20 protein-coding genes and 2 pseudogenes are annotated in these 17774 nt (G+C 62.8%); 16 read left to right on the plus strand and 6 right to left on the minus strand.

The genetic code is table 11. The features are described 5' to 3' along the window. Window positions 1–34 precede the first annotated feature (34 nt). The 3 genes and pseudogenes from ACZ1G8_RS11360 to ACZ1G8_RS11370 all read right to left on the minus strand — a co-directional run bounded on the left by ACZ1G8_RS11360 (window position 35) and on the right by ACZ1G8_RS11370 (window position 1792). On the minus strand, window positions 35–454 hold the full coding sequence (locus ACZ1G8_RS11360; RefSeq protein WP_472679500.1) for a DoxX family protein: 420 nt from the start codon (window positions 452–454) through the stop codon (window positions 35–37). Window positions 455–481: 27 nt separating this feature from the next. Further along, the gene (locus tag ACZ1G8_RS11365; RefSeq protein ID WP_221428730.1) at window positions 482–1075 is read right to left on the minus strand and encodes an FMN-dependent NADH-azoreductase; all 594 of its coding nucleotides are present in this window, start codon (window positions 1073–1075) and stop codon (window positions 482–484) included. Window positions 1076–1089: 14 nt separating this feature from the next. Beyond that, a pseudogene (locus ACZ1G8_RS11370) lies at window positions 1090–1792 on the minus strand (pirin family protein). 117 nt (window positions 1793–1909) lie between these two features. Between ACZ1G8_RS11370 and ACZ1G8_RS11375 the strand changes: the two are divergent. Then, window positions 1910–2839 (plus strand): LysR family transcriptional regulator, encoded by a 930-nt coding sequence (locus tag ACZ1G8_RS11375; RefSeq protein WP_472679501.1) that lies wholly within the window; start codon window positions 1910–1912, stop codon window positions 2837–2839. Here ACZ1G8_RS11375 and ACZ1G8_RS11380 read toward each other — a convergent pair. The 3 genes from ACZ1G8_RS11380 to ACZ1G8_RS11390 all read right to left on the minus strand — a co-directional run bounded on the left by ACZ1G8_RS11380 (window position 2836) and on the right by ACZ1G8_RS11390 (window position 5263). After that, the gene (locus ACZ1G8_RS11380) at window positions 2836–3177 is read right to left on the minus strand and encodes a hypothetical protein (protein ID WP_472679502.1); all 342 of its coding nucleotides are present in this window, start codon (window positions 3175–3177) and stop codon (window positions 2836–2838) included. The genes ACZ1G8_RS11375 and ACZ1G8_RS11380 overlap by 4 nt on opposite strands. A 10-nt stretch (window positions 3178–3187) precedes the next feature. Next, complete coding sequence (locus ACZ1G8_RS11385) at window positions 3188–4267, minus strand: branched-chain amino acid aminotransferase (RefSeq protein WP_472679503.1); 1080 nt, start codon at window positions 4265–4267, stop codon at window positions 3188–3190. Between the two features lie 429 nt (window positions 4268–4696). Beyond that, window positions 4697–5263 (minus strand): hypothetical protein, encoded by a 567-nt coding sequence (locus ACZ1G8_RS11390; protein ID WP_472679504.1) that lies wholly within the window; start codon window positions 5261–5263, stop codon window positions 4697–4699. A gap of 34 nt (window positions 5264–5297) precedes the next feature. Here ACZ1G8_RS11390 and ACZ1G8_RS11395 point away from each other — a divergent pair, with 34 nt between their 5' ends. The 15 genes and pseudogenes from ACZ1G8_RS11395 (at window position 5298) to ACZ1G8_RS11465 (ending at window position 17682) form a co-directional block, all read left to right on the plus strand. After that, window positions 5298–6035, plus strand: coding sequence for a TlyA family RNA methyltransferase (locus ACZ1G8_RS11395; RefSeq protein WP_472679505.1), 738 nt, complete (start codon window positions 5298–5300; stop codon window positions 6033–6035). Between the two features lie 123 nt (window positions 6036–6158). After that, the gene (locus ACZ1G8_RS11400) at window positions 6159–6758 is read left to right on the plus strand and encodes a DUF2975 domain-containing protein (RefSeq protein ID WP_472679506.1); all 600 of its coding nucleotides are present in this window, start codon (window positions 6159–6161) and stop codon (window positions 6756–6758) included. Continuing rightward, the gene (locus ACZ1G8_RS11405) at window positions 6758–6991 is read left to right on the plus strand and encodes a helix-turn-helix domain-containing protein (RefSeq protein ID WP_472679507.1); all 234 of its coding nucleotides are present in this window, start codon (window positions 6758–6760) and stop codon (window positions 6989–6991) included. The genes ACZ1G8_RS11400 and ACZ1G8_RS11405 overlap by 1 nt, the downstream gene beginning before the upstream one ends. 54 nt (window positions 6992–7045) lie before the next feature. After that, window positions 7046–8578 (plus strand): acyl-CoA carboxylase subunit beta, encoded by a 1533-nt coding sequence (locus ACZ1G8_RS11410; protein ID WP_472679508.1) that lies wholly within the window; start codon window positions 7046–7048, stop codon window positions 8576–8578. A gap of 24 nt (window positions 8579–8602) precedes the next feature. After that, complete coding sequence (locus tag ACZ1G8_RS11415) at window positions 8603–9007, plus strand: hypothetical protein (protein ID WP_472679509.1); 405 nt, start codon at window positions 8603–8605, stop codon at window positions 9005–9007. Window positions 9008–9029: 22 nt separating this feature from the next. Continuing rightward, window positions 9030–9449: a hypothetical protein gene (locus ACZ1G8_RS11420; RefSeq protein WP_472679510.1), complete on the plus strand. Its 420-nt coding sequence runs from the start codon at window positions 9030–9032 to the stop codon at window positions 9447–9449. After that, window positions 9436–9885, plus strand: coding sequence for a methylmalonyl-CoA epimerase (gene mce, locus ACZ1G8_RS11425; RefSeq protein ID WP_472679511.1), 450 nt, complete (start codon window positions 9436–9438; stop codon window positions 9883–9885). Before ACZ1G8_RS11420 ends, mce begins: the two co-directional genes overlap by 14 nt. Before the next feature lie 3 nt (window positions 9886–9888). Continuing rightward, window positions 9889–10416 (plus strand): hypothetical protein, encoded by a 528-nt coding sequence (locus ACZ1G8_RS11430; RefSeq protein ID WP_472679512.1) that lies wholly within the window; start codon window positions 9889–9891, stop codon window positions 10414–10416. Between the two features lie 44 nt (window positions 10417–10460). Continuing rightward, window positions 10461–12710 (plus strand): methylmalonyl-CoA mutase, encoded by a 2250-nt coding sequence (scpA, locus tag ACZ1G8_RS11435; protein WP_472679513.1) that lies wholly within the window; start codon window positions 10461–10463, stop codon window positions 12708–12710. Continuing rightward, window positions 12707–12940, plus strand: coding sequence for a hypothetical protein (locus ACZ1G8_RS11440; RefSeq protein ID WP_472679514.1), 234 nt, complete (start codon window positions 12707–12709; stop codon window positions 12938–12940). Before scpA ends, ACZ1G8_RS11440 begins: the two co-directional genes overlap by 4 nt. Then, window positions 12937–13947, plus strand: a complete 1011-nt coding sequence (gene bioB, locus ACZ1G8_RS11445) for a biotin synthase BioB (protein ID WP_472679515.1) — start codon at window positions 12937–12939, stop codon at window positions 13945–13947. Before ACZ1G8_RS11440 ends, bioB begins: the two co-directional genes overlap by 4 nt. After that, window positions 13944–14162, plus strand: a complete 219-nt coding sequence (locus ACZ1G8_RS11450; RefSeq protein ID WP_472679516.1) for a hypothetical protein — start codon at window positions 13944–13946, stop codon at window positions 14160–14162. Before bioB ends, ACZ1G8_RS11450 begins: the two co-directional genes overlap by 4 nt. Next, on the plus strand, window positions 14159–14944 hold the full coding sequence (locus ACZ1G8_RS11455; protein ID WP_472679517.1) for a heme-dependent oxidative N-demethylase family protein: 786 nt from the start codon (window positions 14159–14161) through the stop codon (window positions 14942–14944). The genes ACZ1G8_RS11450 and ACZ1G8_RS11455 overlap by 4 nt, the downstream gene beginning before the upstream one ends. 135 nt (window positions 14945–15079) lie before the next feature. Beyond that, a complete protein-coding gene (locus ACZ1G8_RS11460; protein ID WP_472679518.1) occupies window positions 15080–15523 on the plus strand; it encodes a hypothetical protein in 444 nt (147 codons plus the stop codon). 91 nt (window positions 15524–15614) lie between these two features. Beyond that, window positions 15615–17682, plus strand: a pseudogene (locus ACZ1G8_RS11465) (ATP-binding protein). Window positions 17683–17774 lie beyond the last annotated feature (92 nt).

Raw genomic sequence — 17774 nt, forward strand, 5'->3', positions numbered from 1 at the left:
CTCTCCGGCGGGCTCTTAATTGTCACCCGTTGCGCTAACCTCGATCGAGGCTGAAACGGCCCGGGCCGGAAACAGCCATCGCAAACATGCCGCCTGCGATCGCAAGGTTTTTCAAGAACATCGTCAATTCGATCTGCTGCGAGAAATCACGATGGAAAATGACTGCGGTGAGGACCGTGAAGGCACCCAGTGCCGCAGCTGCGTAGCGTGCCTTGAAACCCACGGCGAGCAAAAGGCCCGCGCCGATCTCCAAAGCCACCGTCCCGAAGTAGACAAGTTCAGGAAGAGGCAGGCCCATGGCGGCAATATAGCCGACCGTTCCTTCCATCCCGCCGAGCTTGTTCACGCCGGCAAGGATGAAGAGGGCGGCAAGCATGACACGTGCTGCGAGCAGCACCACGTCATTCCTGGAGCCGGTGGTCGCTGCGCCGTCGATCGTAGTTGCAGTGTTCATTGTACTTCCCCTTTTACTTGACCTGCCTCAGGCGGCGAGGCGTTCGACCTGGTCGTGTGCTTCGGCGATCTTCTCTTCGCCGCCTTCACCCATGATGCCGTCCGCTGCGACGACTTCGACATCCTGGATGCCGAGGAAGCCGAGGAAGAACTTGAGCCACGGGGTCATGAAGTCGAAGTCGCTGCCCACCGGCGTGCCGCCCGATGCGGCCGTGATGTAAGCCTTCTTGCCCGTCAGCAGGCCTTCCGGACCGTTGGCGGTGTACTGGAAAGTGGTGCCGGCGCGGGCGACGAGGTCGGCCCATGCCTTGACGGTCGCGGGAACCGAGAAGTTGTAGATCGGCACGCTGAACACCAGCGTATCGGCATTCTGCAGCTCATCGATCAGCTCGTCGGCAATCTTGGCGAGCTCATGCTGCTCGGGCGAACGCTCGGCATAAGGGGCGAGGTTCGCCGCGAAGCGGTCCTCGTCGATGAAGGGGATGTCGTTCTTCGACAGGTCGCGGGTCACGACGCTTGCGCCCTGCTTGGCTGCGAGACCTTCGACGAGCTTGGTGCCGAGGCTGCGCGAAACACTCTCGCCGTTGCGGATGCTGGCGGTGATGTGGAGGATATTGCTCATGTGTGGTCTCCAGTTCAGGCTGCGTCGACGAGGACGAGTTCGCTGTCCTCGAGCGCGGTGATGGTGATGGTGTCTTCCTTGGTGATGGCGAGGCCGTCGCGGGCCTTTGCCTCGATGTCGCCCACGCGGATGCTGCCGGTAGCGGGCACGAGATAGAGGTGCCGGTCGGCGGTGCGCGGGGTGTAGGTCACGCTCTCGCCGGCCTTCACCGTCGCGCCGAGCACGCGGGCATCGGTGCGAGATCTTCAGGGCGTCGTCATCGTTGGCAGCGCCGCTGGCGAGGGGGACGAACTGGCCTGCGCGGTCACCCTTGGGGAACTGGCGTGCACCCCAGTCGGGATCGCCGCCACGCTCGGAGGGGATGATCCAGATCTGGAAGAGGGTGGTTTCCTCGTCCTCGAGGTTGAACTCCGAATGCGCGACACCCCGTCCGGCGCTCATCACCTGTACGTCGCCGGCTTCGGTGCGGCCTTCATTGCCCATGCTGTCGCGGTGCGTGATCGCACCGGTGCGGACATAGGTGATGATTTCCATGTCCTGGTGCGGGTGGGTCGGAAAGCCGCTCTTCGGGGCGATTTTGTCGTCGTTCCAGACGCGCAGAGCGCCCCAGTTCATGCGGGACGGATCGTGATAGCCCGCAAATGAGAAGTGGTGGTTCGCATCGAGCCAGCCGTGGTTGGCCGAGCCGAGGCTTTCGAAGGGACGATGTTCGATCATGCTTGGTCTCCCGGAATCAATCTTCAGAGGAATGCTTCGTTGGACCAAGAGATAGGCGTTGCTCATCGTTCCGATAACTGCGATAAAACGCGCCAAGATGTTCAGGAAATTCGAACAATGAAGTTGGGTGAGCCGAGCCTGGACCAGCTCCGCATCTTCCTCGCAGTGGCTGAGGAGGGCAGCTTCGGCGCGGCTGCGCGCAAGATGGGACGCGCGGTTTCGGCGGTCAGCTACGGCATCTCGCAGATGGAAGCCCAGCTCGGCGTCAGCCTGTTCGCCCGTGAAGGATCGCGCCGGCCGGTGCTGACCGAGGAAGGCAAGGGCCTGCTGGCAGAAGCCAAGGCGGTTGCCGACGGGATCGATACATTGCTCGCCAAGACGCAGGGGCTCCATGCGGGGCTCGAAAGCGAGGTCTCGCTCGTGGTCGATGTCATGCTGCCCGGTGAGGTGACGGCGAGCGTGCTGCGCGATTTCCGCCGTCTCTACCCGAATGTCGCCCTGCGCCTGCAGGTCGAGGCGCTGGGCGCAGTGGCGGCATGCCTGCTCGATGGCAGCGCAGATCTCGCGATCGGCGGGCCCGTGCTGGCCGACCATGCGGAACTCGAAAGACAGGCGATCGGGGCCGTCGAACTGGTGCCGGTCGCTTCGCCCGACCATCCGCTGTCACGTTCGGGCGTTAAACCGGGAGAGAGCCGCAAGCACCTCCAGCTCGTTCTCACAGACCGCTCGCCGCTGACCGAGGGGCGCGAGTTTTCGGTCCTTGCACCCGAAAGCTGGCGGCTTGCTGACCTCGGCGCAAAGCACGCGCTGCTCAAGGAAGGGATCGGCTGGGGCAATATGCCGCGCCACATGGTGAGCGGCGACATCGACGAGGGGCGGCTATGCCTGCTCGACCTGCCCGAGAAGCCGGGCGCGAATTACATATTGAGCGCGCTGTGGCGCCGTGATGCGCGTCCGGGTCCCGCGACCAGCTGGCTGATCGACGCGATACGGGATCGGCTTGGAGCGTGTAGCGGGGTGGAGCCTTCGGTGAGCGGGGTGCGCTAGTCTTGCGTGCAAGACTCTTCGGTCCAACGATGGTCTAGGCCTCGACGTTCAATTTCAACCTTCGACCCAACTTTGCATTCACGTGCTCGGTCCGGGCTGGTGACCAATTGGGTTTTGTAGCCGTCATCGGTCACGATCGTCGTCAGATATGATGTGCCAGTGTTCGACGGGATGAGATTGATGGAGATGACTTTTCCGGCCACGGCTTCGAACTCGGCATCATTGATGCTCTTGGCGTGCCAACCTTCGAAATTTTGAAGGATGACCGCTAAGATGCAAAGCGCGGCGAGAAGCAGCGCGACCTGAGCTCGCTCCCTGAGTTTAGTGAAGCGCGCCAATCTCATTAACTTACAGCTTGGTCACCCAGCCGTGGGTGTCCTCGACGCTGCCCTTCTGGATGCCGACGAGCCGCTCGCGGATCTTGTTGGTCATCTGTCCGGTGCCTCCGCTGCCGATGGTGAATTCGCCGTCGGGGCCGAGCACGGTGCCGACGGGAGTCACGACTGCTGCGGTGCCGCAGGCCATCGTCTCGAGCAGCTTGCCCGTGGTCGCATCCGCGCGCCACTGGTCGATGCTGTAGGGCTCCTCGCGCACCTGCAGGCCCTCTTCGCGCAGCAGCTCGATAAGGCTGTTGCGGGTGATGCCGGGCAGGATCGTGCCGGTCAGCGGCGGAGTGATCACCGTGCCATCGTCGAAGACGAAGAACAGGTTCATGCCGCCCAGTTCCTCGACCCACTTCTTCTCGACTGCATCGAGGAAGACCACCTGGTCGCAGCCGTTCTCGATGCCTTCGGCCTGCGGGACGAGGCTTGCGGCGTAATTGCCGCCGGTCTTCGCCGCGCCGGTGCCGCCGGGGGCTGCGCGCGTGTAGTTGCGGCTGACCCAGATCTTCACTGGCTTCGCGCCGCCCTTGAAATAGGGGCCGACGGGGCTGGCGATCAGTATATACTTGTACTGCTTGGCCGGACGCACGCCGAGGAAGGCTTCCGAGGCAAACATGAAGGGGCGCAGGTAAAGCGAGCCGTCGGGATCGCCCGGCACCCAATTACGGTCCGCAGCGACCAGCTGGCGGATCGATTCGAGGAACAGTTCCTCAGGTAGATCAGGCATCGCCATCCGGCGTGCGCTTTCGTTGAAGCGGCGCGCGTTCTGCTCGGGACGGAAGAGGGCAAGCGTATCGTCACCCTGCTTGTAGGCCTTCATCCCCTCGAAGATTTCCTGCGCGTAGTGCAACACGGCCGCTGCCGGATCGAGGCTGATCGCCTGGCGCGGGCCGAGCGTCGCCTTGTGCCAGCCGCCCTTGTCCTCGTCATAGTCGATCACGACCATGTGGTCAGTGAACAGCTTGCCGAAACCGGGGTCCTTCAACGCCTGGTCGCGCTTGTCTGCGGGCGTGGGTGCGGGATGGGGGATGTGCTCGAAATTCATGCCCGCGCGGTTAGTGGGAGTAGGCGCGCAGGGCAAGTTTTCTAGGGCCAAAAATGAGAAGGGCAGCTCCATCCTGAGATGGCGCTGCCCTTTTCATGGTCAGCGGCGGAAGCGCCGCTCACGAAGTCTCTAAGGGTATGGAACTACCGATAGTACCTCGCGCGGAAACTTGCCGACCTCTCTGCTGAACCATGAGACATCGGATCACCTCCTTTCGCGCTAGTGAGCTAGAAGCCTTATCAGGGGCTCCAAGATCGCGTTCGCCGCTGATCTTGTGTACAATTTGAGTCGTTTCGGGATGCAAAACAAGGCTTGCAAAAAAGTTTTCCCACGTCAGAATTGGCGTTTGTGGCTCGGAGCGTTCTCCGGGCCTTTTTCATGTCCGCTGGCGGTGGGCTCCGCAGTCGGCAGCCAGGACAGGGAATCGGGTCAGCGACATTCCTCGATGACGCGGGTCACTTCGGCCCATGGCGGAAGGTAGAGTGTGGATAACCCGGGAGTTTCCACAGCGAATCGTCCGCGGGTCCGCGCCATGGCGTCGAGAAGGGGGTCTGCCGGTCTGACAACGGCCTGGACCCAGCCTTCGCGCGCATCTGCGGGTACCAGGCGTTCGGTGGATTCCGTGCGGAACTGGATCGCCGTTGCATTGCCTGCGTTGCCGGCCACCGACAGGAGCATCCCAATCTCGGGTGAGCAGTCCATCTGAAACTTCACCTCGTTGTCGGGGCCCACATACTCCGCAACCTTGAGGGCGCCTCCGCTCCGGTAGCGCCAATTGCCTGCAGTGCGCGGCGCGTCGATCCAGTTCTCGAATTGGGCGGCAGCAGCGGACGCCGGAGACGGTGTCGGCGTCGGCGCGGGCTGCGGAGCCTGCGTCACAGGAGTCGGGCTCGGGCTGGGCGCAGGCGTGGAGTCGGGCGCGGGTACGCAAGCGGCAATGGCAAGCGCGCCTGTAGCGAGCAGCGAGAGGGCGATGGCGCTATGGGAGGCTTTCATGCCTCACCAATGCTCGCTAACGGCTATGTTTCCAATGGCAAAGAAACGTCGCCTCGATCAGATGCTCGTTGACCGCGGGCTGGTGGAAAGCCGGACCCGTGCTCAGGCGCTGGTGATGGCGGGCCTCGTCTTTTCGGGCGAGCAGAAGCTGGCCAAGCCCGGCCAGCAGATGGCCGAGGACGCGCCGCTCGAGGTGCGCGGGCGCGACCATCCCTGGGTTTCGCGCGGGGGTATCAAGCTGGCGCATGCGATCGAGCAATTCGGGCTCGATCCCAAGGGTGTCACCGCGATGGATATCGGTAGCTCGACCGGCGGCTTCACAGATGTGCTGCTGCAGGGCGGGACAGAGCACGTTTTTGCCGTCGACAGCGGGACCAACCAGCTCGCTTGGAAGCTGCGGCAGGACGATCGCGTGACCGTACTCGAACAGACGAGCGCGCGCATCCTGACGCCCGAGATGATCGACCGGCCCGTTACTTGGGTGGTGTGCGATGCGAGCTTCATTGGCCTTGCCAAAGTGCTCGAGCGTCCGCTCGAACTGGCCGAGCCCGACTGCCGCCTCGTCGCGCTCATCAAGCCACAATTCGAAGTCGGCCGTGACGAAGTGGGCAAGAAAGGTGTCGTCAGCGATCCCGCACTCCACCGGCGCGTCTGCGACGAAGTGCGCGAGTGGGCAGAGGGGCTTGGCTTCGAGGTGCAGGGCATCGTCGAGAGCCCGATCAAGGGTCCGGAAGGCAATGTGGAGTTCTTGATAAGCGCCCAGCGATCTTAGTGCAGATCGATACGGAATTTACGTAAAACATAAAAAAGATATTGCGAATCGTTTTATTCGCTGTCATCCACCCTGCCATCAGGTTTGGAGGAAGAGATGACAGGCGTTTGGACGAAAAGGTTTGTGAATGCGCTTCTGGTGCTTGTCGCGATTGCGGCTCTGGCGGCTATCCTGCGTGCAGGCGGCGCGATCTCCGAGGGCAAGTTCCACATGGTAAGCTATCCCGCTTCGAGCGAGAACATCGTCATGAAGCCGCTCGGCGGAATGTCGGCCTTCTGGCAAATGCAGGAAGGGACCGTGCGGATCGACAATCACACATGGCTTCGTGTGTCCCGCCTCGTCGGCCAGCTCGTTGGCCTCGGCCTGCTTGCCGGGATATTCTGGCAGCTGCGCGGTACGCTGATCCGCATCGGCAAGGGCGATGTCTTTACCGAGGCGAACATCAGATCGGTGCGAATGATCGGCAAATTCCTGATCGCGGCCAGCGTGCTCTCGATCTCGATCACCTTCATGACGCAATACGCCATCCTCGAAGCGATCCCGCCGATGGACGACCGCGTGATCCATCCCTCGATCAGCTGGAGCGTGAAGGGCGTCGAGAATATCTGGATGGAATATGAGCCGCCAATAATCCCGATGCTGATGGCGATGATCTGTTTCATCACGGCAGCCGCCTTCCGGTCGGGCATGGAATACCGCGAAGACAGCGAAAGTGTGGTCTGATGGCGATCGTCACCAATCTCGATGTCATGATGGCGAAGCGGAAGGTCAGCTTGAAAGAGCTGGCCGACCGCATCGGCATTTCCAACACCAACCTCTCGCTTTTGAAGACGGGCAAGGTTCAGGGCGTGCGCTACAAGACGCTCAACGCACTGTGCCGCGAGCTCGACTGCCAGCCCGGCGATATCTTCGAATATCGGCCCGGCGAGGAGGAAGAAGAGGCGGGCGGCGATTGACGTTGCCACGCTCCCCGCTCTAGGCGCTTCGCCGAGAGTTCAAACGGAGAGAACATGTCCGCCAATATCGCCGAAATGGAACGCCGCCGTGCCGCAGCCGAGCTGGGTGGCGGCGAAAAGCGCATCGCCGCACAGCACGCCAAGGGCAAGCTGACCGCGCGCGAGCGGCTCGACGTGCTGCTGGACGAAGGCAGCTTCGAAGAACTCGACCGCTATGTCGAGCATGACTGCGTCGATTTCGGCATGGAGAAGCAGCGCATACCGGGCGACGGTGTGGTCACCGGCAGCGGCACGATCAACGGCCGCCTCGTCTACGTATTCAGCCAGGATTTCACCGTCTTCGGCGGCTCGCTGTCGAAGCGCCATGCAGAGAAGATCTGCAAGGTGATGGACACCGCGATGAAGGTCGGCGCGCCGGTCATCGGCCTCAACGATTCCGGCGGCGCGCGCATCCAGGAAGGCGTCGCCTCATTGGGCGGCTATGCCGAAGTGTTCCAGCGCAATGTGCTTGCCAGCGGCGTGGTGCCGCAGATCAGCCTCATCATGGGCCCGTGTGCGGGCGGCGCGGTGTACTCGCCTGCCATGACCGACTTCATCTTCATGGTGGAGGACAGCAGCTACATGTTCGTCACCGGCCCCGACGTTGTGAAGACGGTGACCAACGAGGAAGTCACGCAGGAAGAACTGGGCGGGGCCAAGACGCATACGACCAAGACCAGCGTCGCCGATATCGCCTTCGAAAACGACATCGAAACGCTGCTCGCGACGCGCAATTTCTTCGACTACTTGCCGCTGTCCAACCGCGAGGAAGTGCCCGAGCGTCCGACCAGCGATCCGTGGGACCGCATGGAGGACAGCCTCGACACGCTGATCCCCGACAACGCGAACCAGCCCTATGACATGGACGAAGTCATCCGGAAGACGTTGGACGAAGGCGATTTCTTCGAGATCCAGCCGAACCATGCCGCCAATATCATCTGCGGTTTCGGCCGGGTGGAAGGGCGCACGGTGGGCGTGGTGGCGAACCAGCCGATGGTGCTCGCCGGCGTGCTCGACATCAATTCCTCCAAGAAGGCCGCGCGCTTCGTGCGCTTCTGCGATGCCTTCGAAATTCCGATCCTGACCTTCGTCGACGTGCCCGGCTTCCTTCCCGGCACGGCGCAGGAGCACAACGGCATCATCAAGCACGGCGCGAAGCTGCTCTTCGCCTATGCCGAGGCGACCGTGCCCAAAATCACCGTCATCACCCGCAAGGCCTATGGCGGCGCCTATGACGTGATGGCCTCCAAGCACCTGCGCGGCGACTTGAACTACGCATGGCCCACTGCCGAAATCGCAGTGATGGGCGCGAAGGGCGCGGTGGAGATCATCTTCCGCCAGGACCGCGACGATCCCGACAAGATCGCCGAGAAGACCAAGGAATACGAAGACCGCTTCGCGAACCCCTTCGTGGCAGCGCAACGCGGCTATATCGACGAGGTGATCTACCCGCACTCGACCCGCAAGCGGATCGCGCTTGGGCTACGCAAGCTGCGGACGAAGCAGCTCGAGAACCCGTGGAAGAAGCATGACAATATTCCGCTCTGAGCGGCCGACCGGAGGCATGATCTGATGCAGATCCAGGAATTCTCGAAGAAGGAAGGCTTCTTCAAGAATAGCTTTGCCGCGATCGTGTCCATCGCACCTGAGAACGAGGAGCACTACCTCTCCGAACTTTCCCAGGCCGGCGGTACCTTGCTGGAATGGAAGAAGCAGCGCGGCGACAAGGCCAAGAGCATCATCATGACGGTCGTCTGTGACGAGGCCTTCGCGCCTGATGCGCAGTACATCCTCACGTCGATCTTCGAGAACACGCCCCAGATGGCAGCATTGGCAGAGAGCACGGACATCTCCGTCAGCGTGATCGACGAGAACGAGACTGTCTTCGCCGAATTCGGTATCGGATCTGCCGAAACGGGTACCAAGCTCGGAAACCTTCTCGGCGATGCCCTCGCCAACAAGGAAGAAGACCGTTGAATTGCGGGGCTCGATAGCCTTGATGAAGCCGGGACGCCAACAGGATGCGGCGCCAACTGAAGATCAGCGCTCGCACCCGGTCAAACGTATCGCGGGCATCGTCTTCGCACTCGTCCTGATGCCGCTGCTGGTCGTCATCGGGTGGAACAAGGCCGTGCAGTTCGACCCCTATACGATGAGCTTCTTCACCAAGACCTATGTCGAGCCGACGCCCGATCTGCCGGAGCAGATGCGCATCGGCGGCTGGGTGATGATAGGCCTCGGCGCGCTGGTGGGCTATGCTGCGATCAACGCGATGCAGAAAGGCGTCGGTACTGTGGGCGAGAGGCTCATGACGCTATGGGCAGCGGCGCTGGTTGCGCTATTCGGCGCCTCGTTTTTCGTCGCGGCCGACGCGGCGAAGGAAAGAATTGAACAGGAGATCGCGCGTGAAACTCGGTAGGCTGAACCACATCGGCGTCGCCACGCCCTCGATCGAGGAATCGGTGCGCTATTACCGCGATGTCATGGGCGCGACCAAGTTCCACGAGCCCTTCGATCTCGAGGCGCAGGGGGTGAAGGTCTGCTTCGTCGATACGCCCGGCGAGAACGGCACCAACGGCACGCAGATCGAGCTGATCGAGCCGCTCGGCCCGGACAGCCCCATCGCCAAGTTCCTCGAAAAGAACCCCGCCGGCGGGCAGCACCATGTTTGCTACGAGGTCGAGGATATCGAGGACGCCCGCAAGTGGTTCGAGGAGATGGGAAAGCGCATCCTCGGCCCCACGCGGCTGGGCGCGCATGGCACGCCCATCTTCTTCCTCCATCCCAAGGACATGATGGGCCAGCTCACCGAAATCATGGAAACGCCCAAGTCTGGCGCGCACTGGTCCAACTGATCGATGCGCGATCGGGACCGGTTCCCTTTCGAGTGGAACGAGGCAAAGCCCTTCAGCTGGAAGTCCTTTCGCGAAGGCTGGAAGGCAAGCGTTCGGCGGCGCGAGGAACAAAACGAGGGTTGGGGCGGCATAATTGCGCTGGTAACCCTCACCGCATTCGTCATTGGCGCCGGATATATAGAGTTCTTCGGCCAGGGCCTTAAGCCTGCGCACTATATCCCCCGCAACTGGCCGCCAGATCCCGAGCTGGGCAAGTATTATCGCTGGATCGGCTGGGGCTTTCTCGGCCTGGGTGGGTGGACGGCGCTAGGTACGCTGTGGATGGCGGGGCGTGACGGTATGTCGGCTGCACGCTTCGCGAAAAGTCTCTGGGTGGTTGCCGTGATTGCCTTGGGCGGCTTGTACTGGATCGCAACGGCACACCAGTACGACCGCTGGTTCGCGATCCACGGGGAGATGACGTTGGAAGAAATAAGGGCCGCGCCTCGCTGGACCGAACCCGGGCTGCCGACTTTGGACGAGCTTTTCTAACCCGCGGCTTTTCTGCGCATAGGAATGCGTTTAGGGGAGGCCGCATGACCGACAAGCCCACTTATGACGACTGGATGCCCCTTGCCGACAAGGAGGTGAAAGGCCGCGACCTCACCTGGCACACGCCCGAAGGGATCGCCGTAAAGCCACTTTATACCAGCGAGGATACGCAAGGGATCGACCCCGGCGTACCCGGCATCGCGCCGTTCACGCGCGGGCCCTATGCCTCGATGTACACTGGCCGTCCGTGGACCATCCGCCAGTATGCGGGCTTCTCGACCGCCGAGGAATCGAACGCCTTCTACCGCCGCAACCTCGCGGCGGGCCAGAAGGGCCTCTCGGTCGCTTTCGACCTTGCCACGCACCGCGGCTATGACAGCGACCACCCGCGCGTGGTCGGCGATGTCGGCAAGGCGGGCGTTGCGATCGACACTGTGCGCGACATGGAAATCCTGTTCGACCAGATCCCGCTCGATACCATGAGTGTCAGCATGACGATGAACGGCGCGGTGATCCCCGTGCTCGCCTTCTACATCGTCGCGGCAGAACGGCAGGGGGTGAGCCAGGACAAGCTCGCCGGGACCATCCAGAACGACATCCTGAAGGAGTTCATGGTCCGCAACACCTATATCTATCCGCCCGAACCGAGCATGCGGATCGTTTCGGACATCATCGCATATACCTCGGCCAACATGCCGAAATTCAACAGTATTTCGATATCGGGCTATCACATGCACGAGGCGGGGGCGACGGCAGTGCAGGAACTCGCCTTCACCATCGCCGACGGCAAGGAATATGCGAAACGCGCGATGGAAGCGGGCCTCGATATCGATGCCTTCGCGCCGCGCCTGTCCTTCTTCTGGGGCATCGGCATGAACTTCTTCATGGAGATCGCCAAGATGCGCGCTGCGCGTGCGCTGTGGCACGATGTCATGGAAGGGCTGGGGGCGCAGAACCCCAAGTCGAAGATGCTGCGCACCCACTGCCAGACCAGCGGTGTCTCGCTGCAGGAGCAGGACCCTTACAACAACGTCATCCGCACCACGATCGAGGCGATGGCGGCTGTGCTGGGCGGCACGCAGTCGCTCCACACCAATGCTCTGGACGAGGCGATCGCGCTGCCGACCGACTTCTCCGCCCGCATCGCGCGCAACACGCAGCTGGTGATCCAGGAAGAGACCGGCATCACCAATGTCGCCGATCCGCTGGGCGGCAGCTACTACATCGAAAGCCTCACCGCCGCGCTGGTGGAGCAGGCGAGGGCGATGCTCGATGAGGTCGAGGCGGCGGGCGGCATGACCGAATATGTCGCCAGCGGTAAGCCCAAGGCGCAGATCGAGGAAGCGGCTGCCGCCAAGCAGGCGAGCGTCGACAAGGGCGAGACGGTTATCGTCGGCGTCAACAAGTATCGCCTACCGACCGAGGCCGATATCGACACGCTCGACATCGACAACCACGCGGTGCGCGAGAGCCAGATCGCGCGCATCAGGAAGGTGCGCGAGGCGCGTGACGAGGATGCCTGCCAGGCCGCGCTCAAGGCGCTGACCGAGGCTGCCAAGGCCGATCCCACCGCAGCCCGGGCGAAATTCGCTGACGGACGCGACGAAAAGGGCGTGCCGCTGCCGCCTTCGCAAATGGCGGAGCTCCAGTCGGGTGGGGACATCAACCTGCTCGCCCGCGCGGTCGAATGCGCGCGCCACAACGCGACGCTGGGCGAGATTTCGGCGGCCATGGAAGATGCCTTCGGGCGCTACGATACGGTGCCCAAGCCCGTCAGCGGCGTCTATTCCAGCGCCTATGCGGGCGATCCCTATTATCGCCAGGTGGTGGAGGGCGTCATGGCCGTCCAGCGCCGCCTTGGCCGCGCACCGCGCCTGATGGTCGCCAAGATGGGCCAGGACGGCCACGACCGCGGCGCGAACGTGATTGCCAGCGCGTTTGCCGACATGGGTTTCGACGTGGTCTCCGGCCCGCTGTTCCAGACGCCCGAGGAAACCGCAGCGATGGCTCTCGAGAACGATGTCGACGCCATCGGCGCGAGCAGTCTTGCGGCTGGTCACAAGACTCTCATCCCCGAGCTGATCAACCACCTGCGCGACGCAGGCCGCCCCGATATCAAGGTAATCGCCGGCGGCGTGATCCCGCAGAAGGACTACGACTTCCTGCGCGATGCCGGGGTGCAGGGCATCTACGGCCCGGGCAGCAACGTGGTCGAATGCGCGGCCGACGTGCTGCGTCTGCTCGGCCACAACATGCCGCCTGCGGGCGAGGATCTGGACGAGGCTGCGGAGTGACAATTCTGCGAATAGTCTTCGCCATCGCTCTCATCTTGTTGGCCTATGCCATTTGGTTTTCGGTTGGCATTTTTGGGATCGTTGGGGGATTATTGTTTTTGGAAGTGCCAGGAGCGCAGATTGTCGGCTTCCTCATAACTATTGCAGGTTTTTTGCTCACCCTTCGTTTCGCCGGGAAGATGTTCCGCCGACTGACGGACCAATCGCACAAGAAGGCAGAAGAATTTTGACCCAAATCCGCACCGACTGGACTCGCGAGGAAATCGCGGGGCTGTTCGACCTTCCCTTTACCGAGCTGCTTTTTCAGGCCGCCAGCGTCCACCGCGAGTTTCACCCACCCGAGCAGATCCAGCTTTGCACACTGCTCTCTATCAAGACCGGCGGGTGTCCGGAGGACTGCGGCTATTGCTCGCAGTCGGTGAAGGCCGATAGCGGGGTCGAGGCGACCAAGCTGATGGAGGTGCAATCGGTCCTCCAGCGCGCAGCGCAGGCAAAGGATGCAGGCTCGCAGCGCTTCTGCATGGGCGCGGCATGGCGCAACCCCAAGGACCGCGACATGCCCGCGATCGTCGAGATCGTGAAGGGCGTGCGCGCGATGGGGCTGGAGACCTGCATGACGCTGGGCATGCTTACGCCGAAGCAGGCGGAGATGCTGAAGGAAGCGGGCCTCGATTACTACAATCACAACGTCGACACCGGGCCCGAATATTACGAGCGCGTGATCTCGACCCGCAATTACCAGGACCGGCTCGATACGCTGCAGAACGTGCGCGACGCGGGCATCAACGTGTGCAGCGGCGGGATCGTCGGCATGGGCGAAACGCGCGAGGACCGGGTGGGCTTCGTCCACACGCTCGCTACGCTGGAGCGGCATCCCGAAAGCGTGCCGGTCAACGCGCTGGTGCCGGTCAAGGGCACGGTACTGGGCGACATGCTGGCCGACACCCCGCTCGCCAAGATCGACGATATCGAGTTCGTCCGCACGGTCGCGGTGGCGCGTATTACCATGCCGATGAGCATGGTGCGGCTGTCGGCGGGCCGCGAGAGCATGAGCGAAGCCACACAGGCGCTGTGCTTCATGGCGGGTGCTAACTCGATCTTCACCGGTGACAAGCTGCTTACCGCGCCCAATGCTGGCGACGACAGCGATACGGCGCTGATGGCCAAGCTGGGCCTCACGGCGCTGGCGCAAGAGGAACCAATGCGGGCTTGCAAGGCCATGGAGCCTGCCGAGTGATACTGCGTGCGGCCTTGATTGCAGCGAACCTGCTCGCAACCCTGGCCGCAGCAGCCTTTGCCGGACTTTGGCTCAAGGCTGTGCCGAGGGCGGAATGCGACTGGGCGGTCGATTTCTGCAGTAACTACGGGCCTTGGTATCTGGGTCTGGCGGTAATTTGCGCGCTTGCTGCAATCGTGACCGCCTTGGCCGTCTACAAGGCGAAGTCGCAATGACCCTCGGCTTCTCCGTCGACGAGCTGCTGCCCAAGGCGCGCGGTGGCGGGGTGCTCAAGATGGGGCTCGCCAAGCTGGCCGAGAGCGACTGGCTACAGCCCGATCCCGACCTTGCCGCGCGGCAAGCGGGTTTTGAAGCCCATCCCGAGGGCATCCAGGTTTCGCCCGAAGGCGAGGCTGCAGGTGCAGAGCTTGCCGCCATGCTCGGCCTCCCGGGCGGGCTTCCCGAGGCCGCGCGCGCCCATCACGAGGACATGTGCCTCCTGACCCTGCGCGAGGGCGACGAACAGTACCGCCTAGTGGGTGCAGCTGTCGCCTGGCCTTCCGACTGGACGCCGGCCGACAAGATGGGCCTGCCGCTCCGCGCGCTGCACGCGCCGATCCAAGGTTATGAGGCACAGCTCGCGAGCGGCGTCGACCACTTCATGGCTAAGCTCAAGGCCGGAGCGATCTACGGTCGCTGCAACTGGTTCATCGCCGCCACGGGCGAACGCCGCTGGGTGGCCAAACCGCCCGAGCACGCCTTTGCGCATGTCACACCCGAGAATGCCGGAGAAAGGCTCTTCGTGCGCTCCGAACGCCAGACATTGCGACGCCTGCCTGAAACCGGCGCGATCCTCTTCACCATCGGCATCTACGTCTCGCCGCTGGGCGTGTTGTCGCTTGACAACCAGCAACGGCTGGCGGCCGCCGTCACCTCGCTGCTCGACGGCGAGGGCGACCGCCGCGGCGCACAGGCCTATGCCCACGCGCTGGCAGGCTATGTGGCGCATCGGGAGTAACCCTCCTGCCCCGGTAGGGGGTGATTGACTTTATCGGGCCAGAGGCCTGAATTTCCGCACCAATCCGGTCCCTTCGGAGGCTGGAAGCAGGGTCGCTTCTCTTGGGTCGCATTCCGTTACAGGGGAGTGGACTGTATGAAGAAGCTTGTTTTCGCCGTCGCCGCCATGGGCCTTGCCATTCCGGCAACACCGGCGCTCGCAGACAATCACGCATCACCGGAACTTGCCAAGAAGGATTGGTACAACATCGTCTTCATCGACTTCCACGAGGGCAAGACCCAGGAAGCGATGAAGCTGATCGAAAGCTTCATTGCCGTCGATGACGCTCTGGGCCGCGAAGGCCCGACCGCCTTCCACATGAACACCGGCAAGTGGGACATGATGGTCGCATTCAAGATGGAAGACGGCATCGCCGCCATGGGGTGGGCCAGCAACCCGCGCGACGACGAATGGAATGCCGAGCTCGCCCGCCAGCTGGGCGGCGAGGAAAAAGCTGGCGAGCACTGGGGGAAATACATGGCTCTCGTCCGCGACAGCAGCACGCAGATTGCACACGTCGATCTCGAGTGGGGTAACTGATCCCCAAGCGGGTCGAGGCCCGGCTTGATACGGGGCCTCCGGTGCGGCATGGGCGTGCATACGTTTGTACACCCGCCCTCCGGAGGCCCGTTTGTTTTCCAAGATCCTGATCGCCAACCGCGGTGAAATCGCCTGTCGTGTCATCAAGACTGCCAGGCGCATGGGAATTGCCACGGTCGCCGTCTATTCCGATGCCGATGCCCGCGCGCCCTTCGTGCGCATGGCCGACGAGGCGGTGCATATCGGCCCGGCTCCGGCAGCCGAAAGCTATCTGATCGCGGACAAGATCATCGAAGCCTGCAAGCAGACCGGAGCCGAAGCGGTGCACCCGGGCTATGGCTTCCTTTCCGAGCGTGCGAGCTTCGTCGAGGCACTGGCCAAGGAGAACATCGCCTTCATCGGCCCGCCCGCCAACGCGATCGCGGCGATGGGCGACAAGATCGAATCCAAGAAGATCGCCCGCGAGGCTGGCGTGAATGTCGTCCCCGGCTTCGTCGGTGAAATCCGCGATACCGATCACGCGGTCGAGATTTCGAACGAGATTACCTACCCGGTGATGATGAAGGCGTCCGCCGGCGGCGGCGGTAAGGGCATGCGTCTTGCGTACTCGGAGAAGGACGTGCGCGAGGGCTTCGAAAGCGTGAAGCGCGAGGGTCTCAACAGCTTCGGCGACGACCGCGTCTTCATCGAGAAATTCATCGAAGACCCGCGCCACATCGAGATCCAGATCCTCGGCGACAAGCACGGCAACGTTATCTACCTCAACGAGCGCGAATGCTCGATCCAGCGCCGCCACCAGAAGGTGGTCGAGGAAGCGCCGTCGCCATTCGTGACGCCCAAGATGCGCAAGGCCATGGGCGAGCAGTGCGTGGCGCTGTCGAAGGCGGTGAATTATCACAGCGCGGGTACGGTCGAACTGATCGTCTCGGGCGCCGACCCGACCGGAGAAAGCTTCTACTTCCTTGAAATGAACACCCGCCTGCAGGTGGAGCATCCGGTTACCGAGGCGATCACCGGCGTCGACCTCGTCGAGCAGATGATCCGCGTCGCGGCAGGCGAAGAGCTGTCGATAACGCAGGATGATGTAAAAATCGACGGCTGGGCGATCGAGAACCGCGTCTATGCGGAAGACCCCTATCGCGGCTTCCTGCCCTCGACGGGCCGCCTCGTGCGCTACCAGCCGCCGGTCGAGCCCTGGGCCGACGATGGCGAGGCGAACGGCCGCCGCGGCCTCGACGGTATCCGAGTCGACGATGGCGTCTTCGAAGGCGGCGAAGTCTCGATGTTCTACGACCCGATGATCGCCAAGCTGATCACCTGGGGCGAAACGCGCGACGAGGCAGCCGATCTCCAGATCGCCGCGCTCGACGCCTTCCGCATCGAGGGGCTGGGCCACAATGTCGATTTCCTCAGCGCGATCATGCAGCACGAGCGCTTCCGCTCGGGCGAGCTCACCACCGGCTTTATCGCCGAGGAATATCCCGAGGGCTTCGAGGGTGCGCCTGCCGGTGAACGGCTGAAGGGCGTCCTTGCGGCAGTAGGCGGTGTCATCGCCACGGCCGATGCCGACCGTGCGCGCCGGATCAACCAGCAGCTCGACGGCGACGAATATGCGCCGGGCGACTGGACCATCCGCATAGGCGAACGCGAGGAAGGCTCGACCAGCCACGAGGTGCGTCTCGAGGAAACCGCGCTTACCGTCGATGGCGCACAGGTCACGATCGAGATGCAGTATACGCCCGGCGAGACCATGGTCGACGTCGCGCTCTACCAAAACGACGCCGACGAGGACGCCGAGCCGGTCGAGGTCTACACGATCCAGCTGAAGCCCACGCGCACCGGCTATGAAATGACCACCCGCGGCGCGACCCATTCACTGCGCATCCTGCAGACCCGCATCGCCCATCTCGCATCGCACATGATCGAGAAGGAGCCGCCGGATCTTTCCAAGATGCTGATCTGCCCGATGCCAGGCCTGCTGGTGAAGCTGCACGTGGCCGAGGGCGAGGAAGTCCAGCCGGGCCAGCCGCTCGCCACGGTCGAGGCGATGAAGATGGAGAACATCCTTCGCGCCGAGAAGCAGGCGACCGTCGGCAAGATCAATGCGGGCGAGGGTGATCTCGCTCGCAGTCGACGAGGTTATCCTCGAACTCGAATAGTCGTAATTGCTGAATCGGATATCGGGTGTGGCGATTAACCAAATCGCCGCGCAATCCGGCTTGCCGGGTGCTTTTCGAATCTTGCGAATTTG

This window comes from Qipengyuania sp. BR81-2 (assembly GCF_055693895.1).

What these genes read in the sequence shown, in the direction of transcription:
- ACZ1G8_RS11360 (WP_472679500.1), bottom strand. Translation starts at nt 454, where the DNA reads ATGAACACTGCAACTACGATCGACGGCGCAGCGACCACCGGCTCCAGG.
- ACZ1G8_RS11365 (WP_221428730.1), bottom strand. Translation starts at nt 1,075, where the DNA reads ATGAGCAATATCCTCCACATCACCGCCAGCATCCGCAACGGCGAGAGT.
- ACZ1G8_RS11375 (WP_472679501.1), top strand. Translation starts at nt 1,910, where the DNA reads ATGAAGTTGGGTGAGCCGAGCCTGGACCAGCTCCGCATCTTCCTCGCA.
- ACZ1G8_RS11385 (WP_472679503.1), bottom strand. Translation starts at nt 4,267, where the DNA reads ATGAATTTCGAGCACATCCCCCATCCCGCACCCACGCCCGCAGACAAG.
- ACZ1G8_RS11390 (WP_472679504.1), bottom strand. Translation starts at nt 5,263, where the DNA reads ATGAAAGCCTCCCATAGCGCCATCGCCCTCTCGCTGCTCGCTACAGGC.
- ACZ1G8_RS11395 (WP_472679505.1), top strand. Translation starts at nt 5,298, where the DNA reads ATGGCAAAGAAACGTCGCCTCGATCAGATGCTCGTTGACCGCGGGCTG.
- ACZ1G8_RS11405 (WP_472679507.1), top strand. Translation starts at nt 6,758, where the DNA reads ATGGCGATCGTCACCAATCTCGATGTCATGATGGCGAAGCGGAAGGTC.
- ACZ1G8_RS11410 (WP_472679508.1), top strand. Translation starts at nt 7,046, where the DNA reads ATGTCCGCCAATATCGCCGAAATGGAACGCCGCCGTGCCGCAGCCGAG.
- ACZ1G8_RS11415 (WP_472679509.1), top strand. Translation starts at nt 8,603, where the DNA reads ATGCAGATCCAGGAATTCTCGAAGAAGGAAGGCTTCTTCAAGAATAGC.
- ACZ1G8_RS11420 (WP_472679510.1), top strand. Translation starts at nt 9,030, where the DNA reads ATGAAGCCGGGACGCCAACAGGATGCGGCGCCAACTGAAGATCAGCGC.
- ACZ1G8_RS11430 (WP_472679512.1), top strand. Translation starts at nt 9,889, where the DNA reads ATGCGCGATCGGGACCGGTTCCCTTTCGAGTGGAACGAGGCAAAGCCC.
- scpA (WP_472679513.1), top strand. Translation starts at nt 10,461, where the DNA reads ATGACCGACAAGCCCACTTATGACGACTGGATGCCCCTTGCCGACAAG.
- ACZ1G8_RS11455 (WP_472679517.1), top strand. Translation starts at nt 14,159, where the DNA reads ATGACCCTCGGCTTCTCCGTCGACGAGCTGCTGCCCAAGGCGCGCGGT.
- ACZ1G8_RS11460 (WP_472679518.1), top strand. Translation starts at nt 15,080, where the DNA reads ATGAAGAAGCTTGTTTTCGCCGTCGCCGCCATGGGCCTTGCCATTCCG.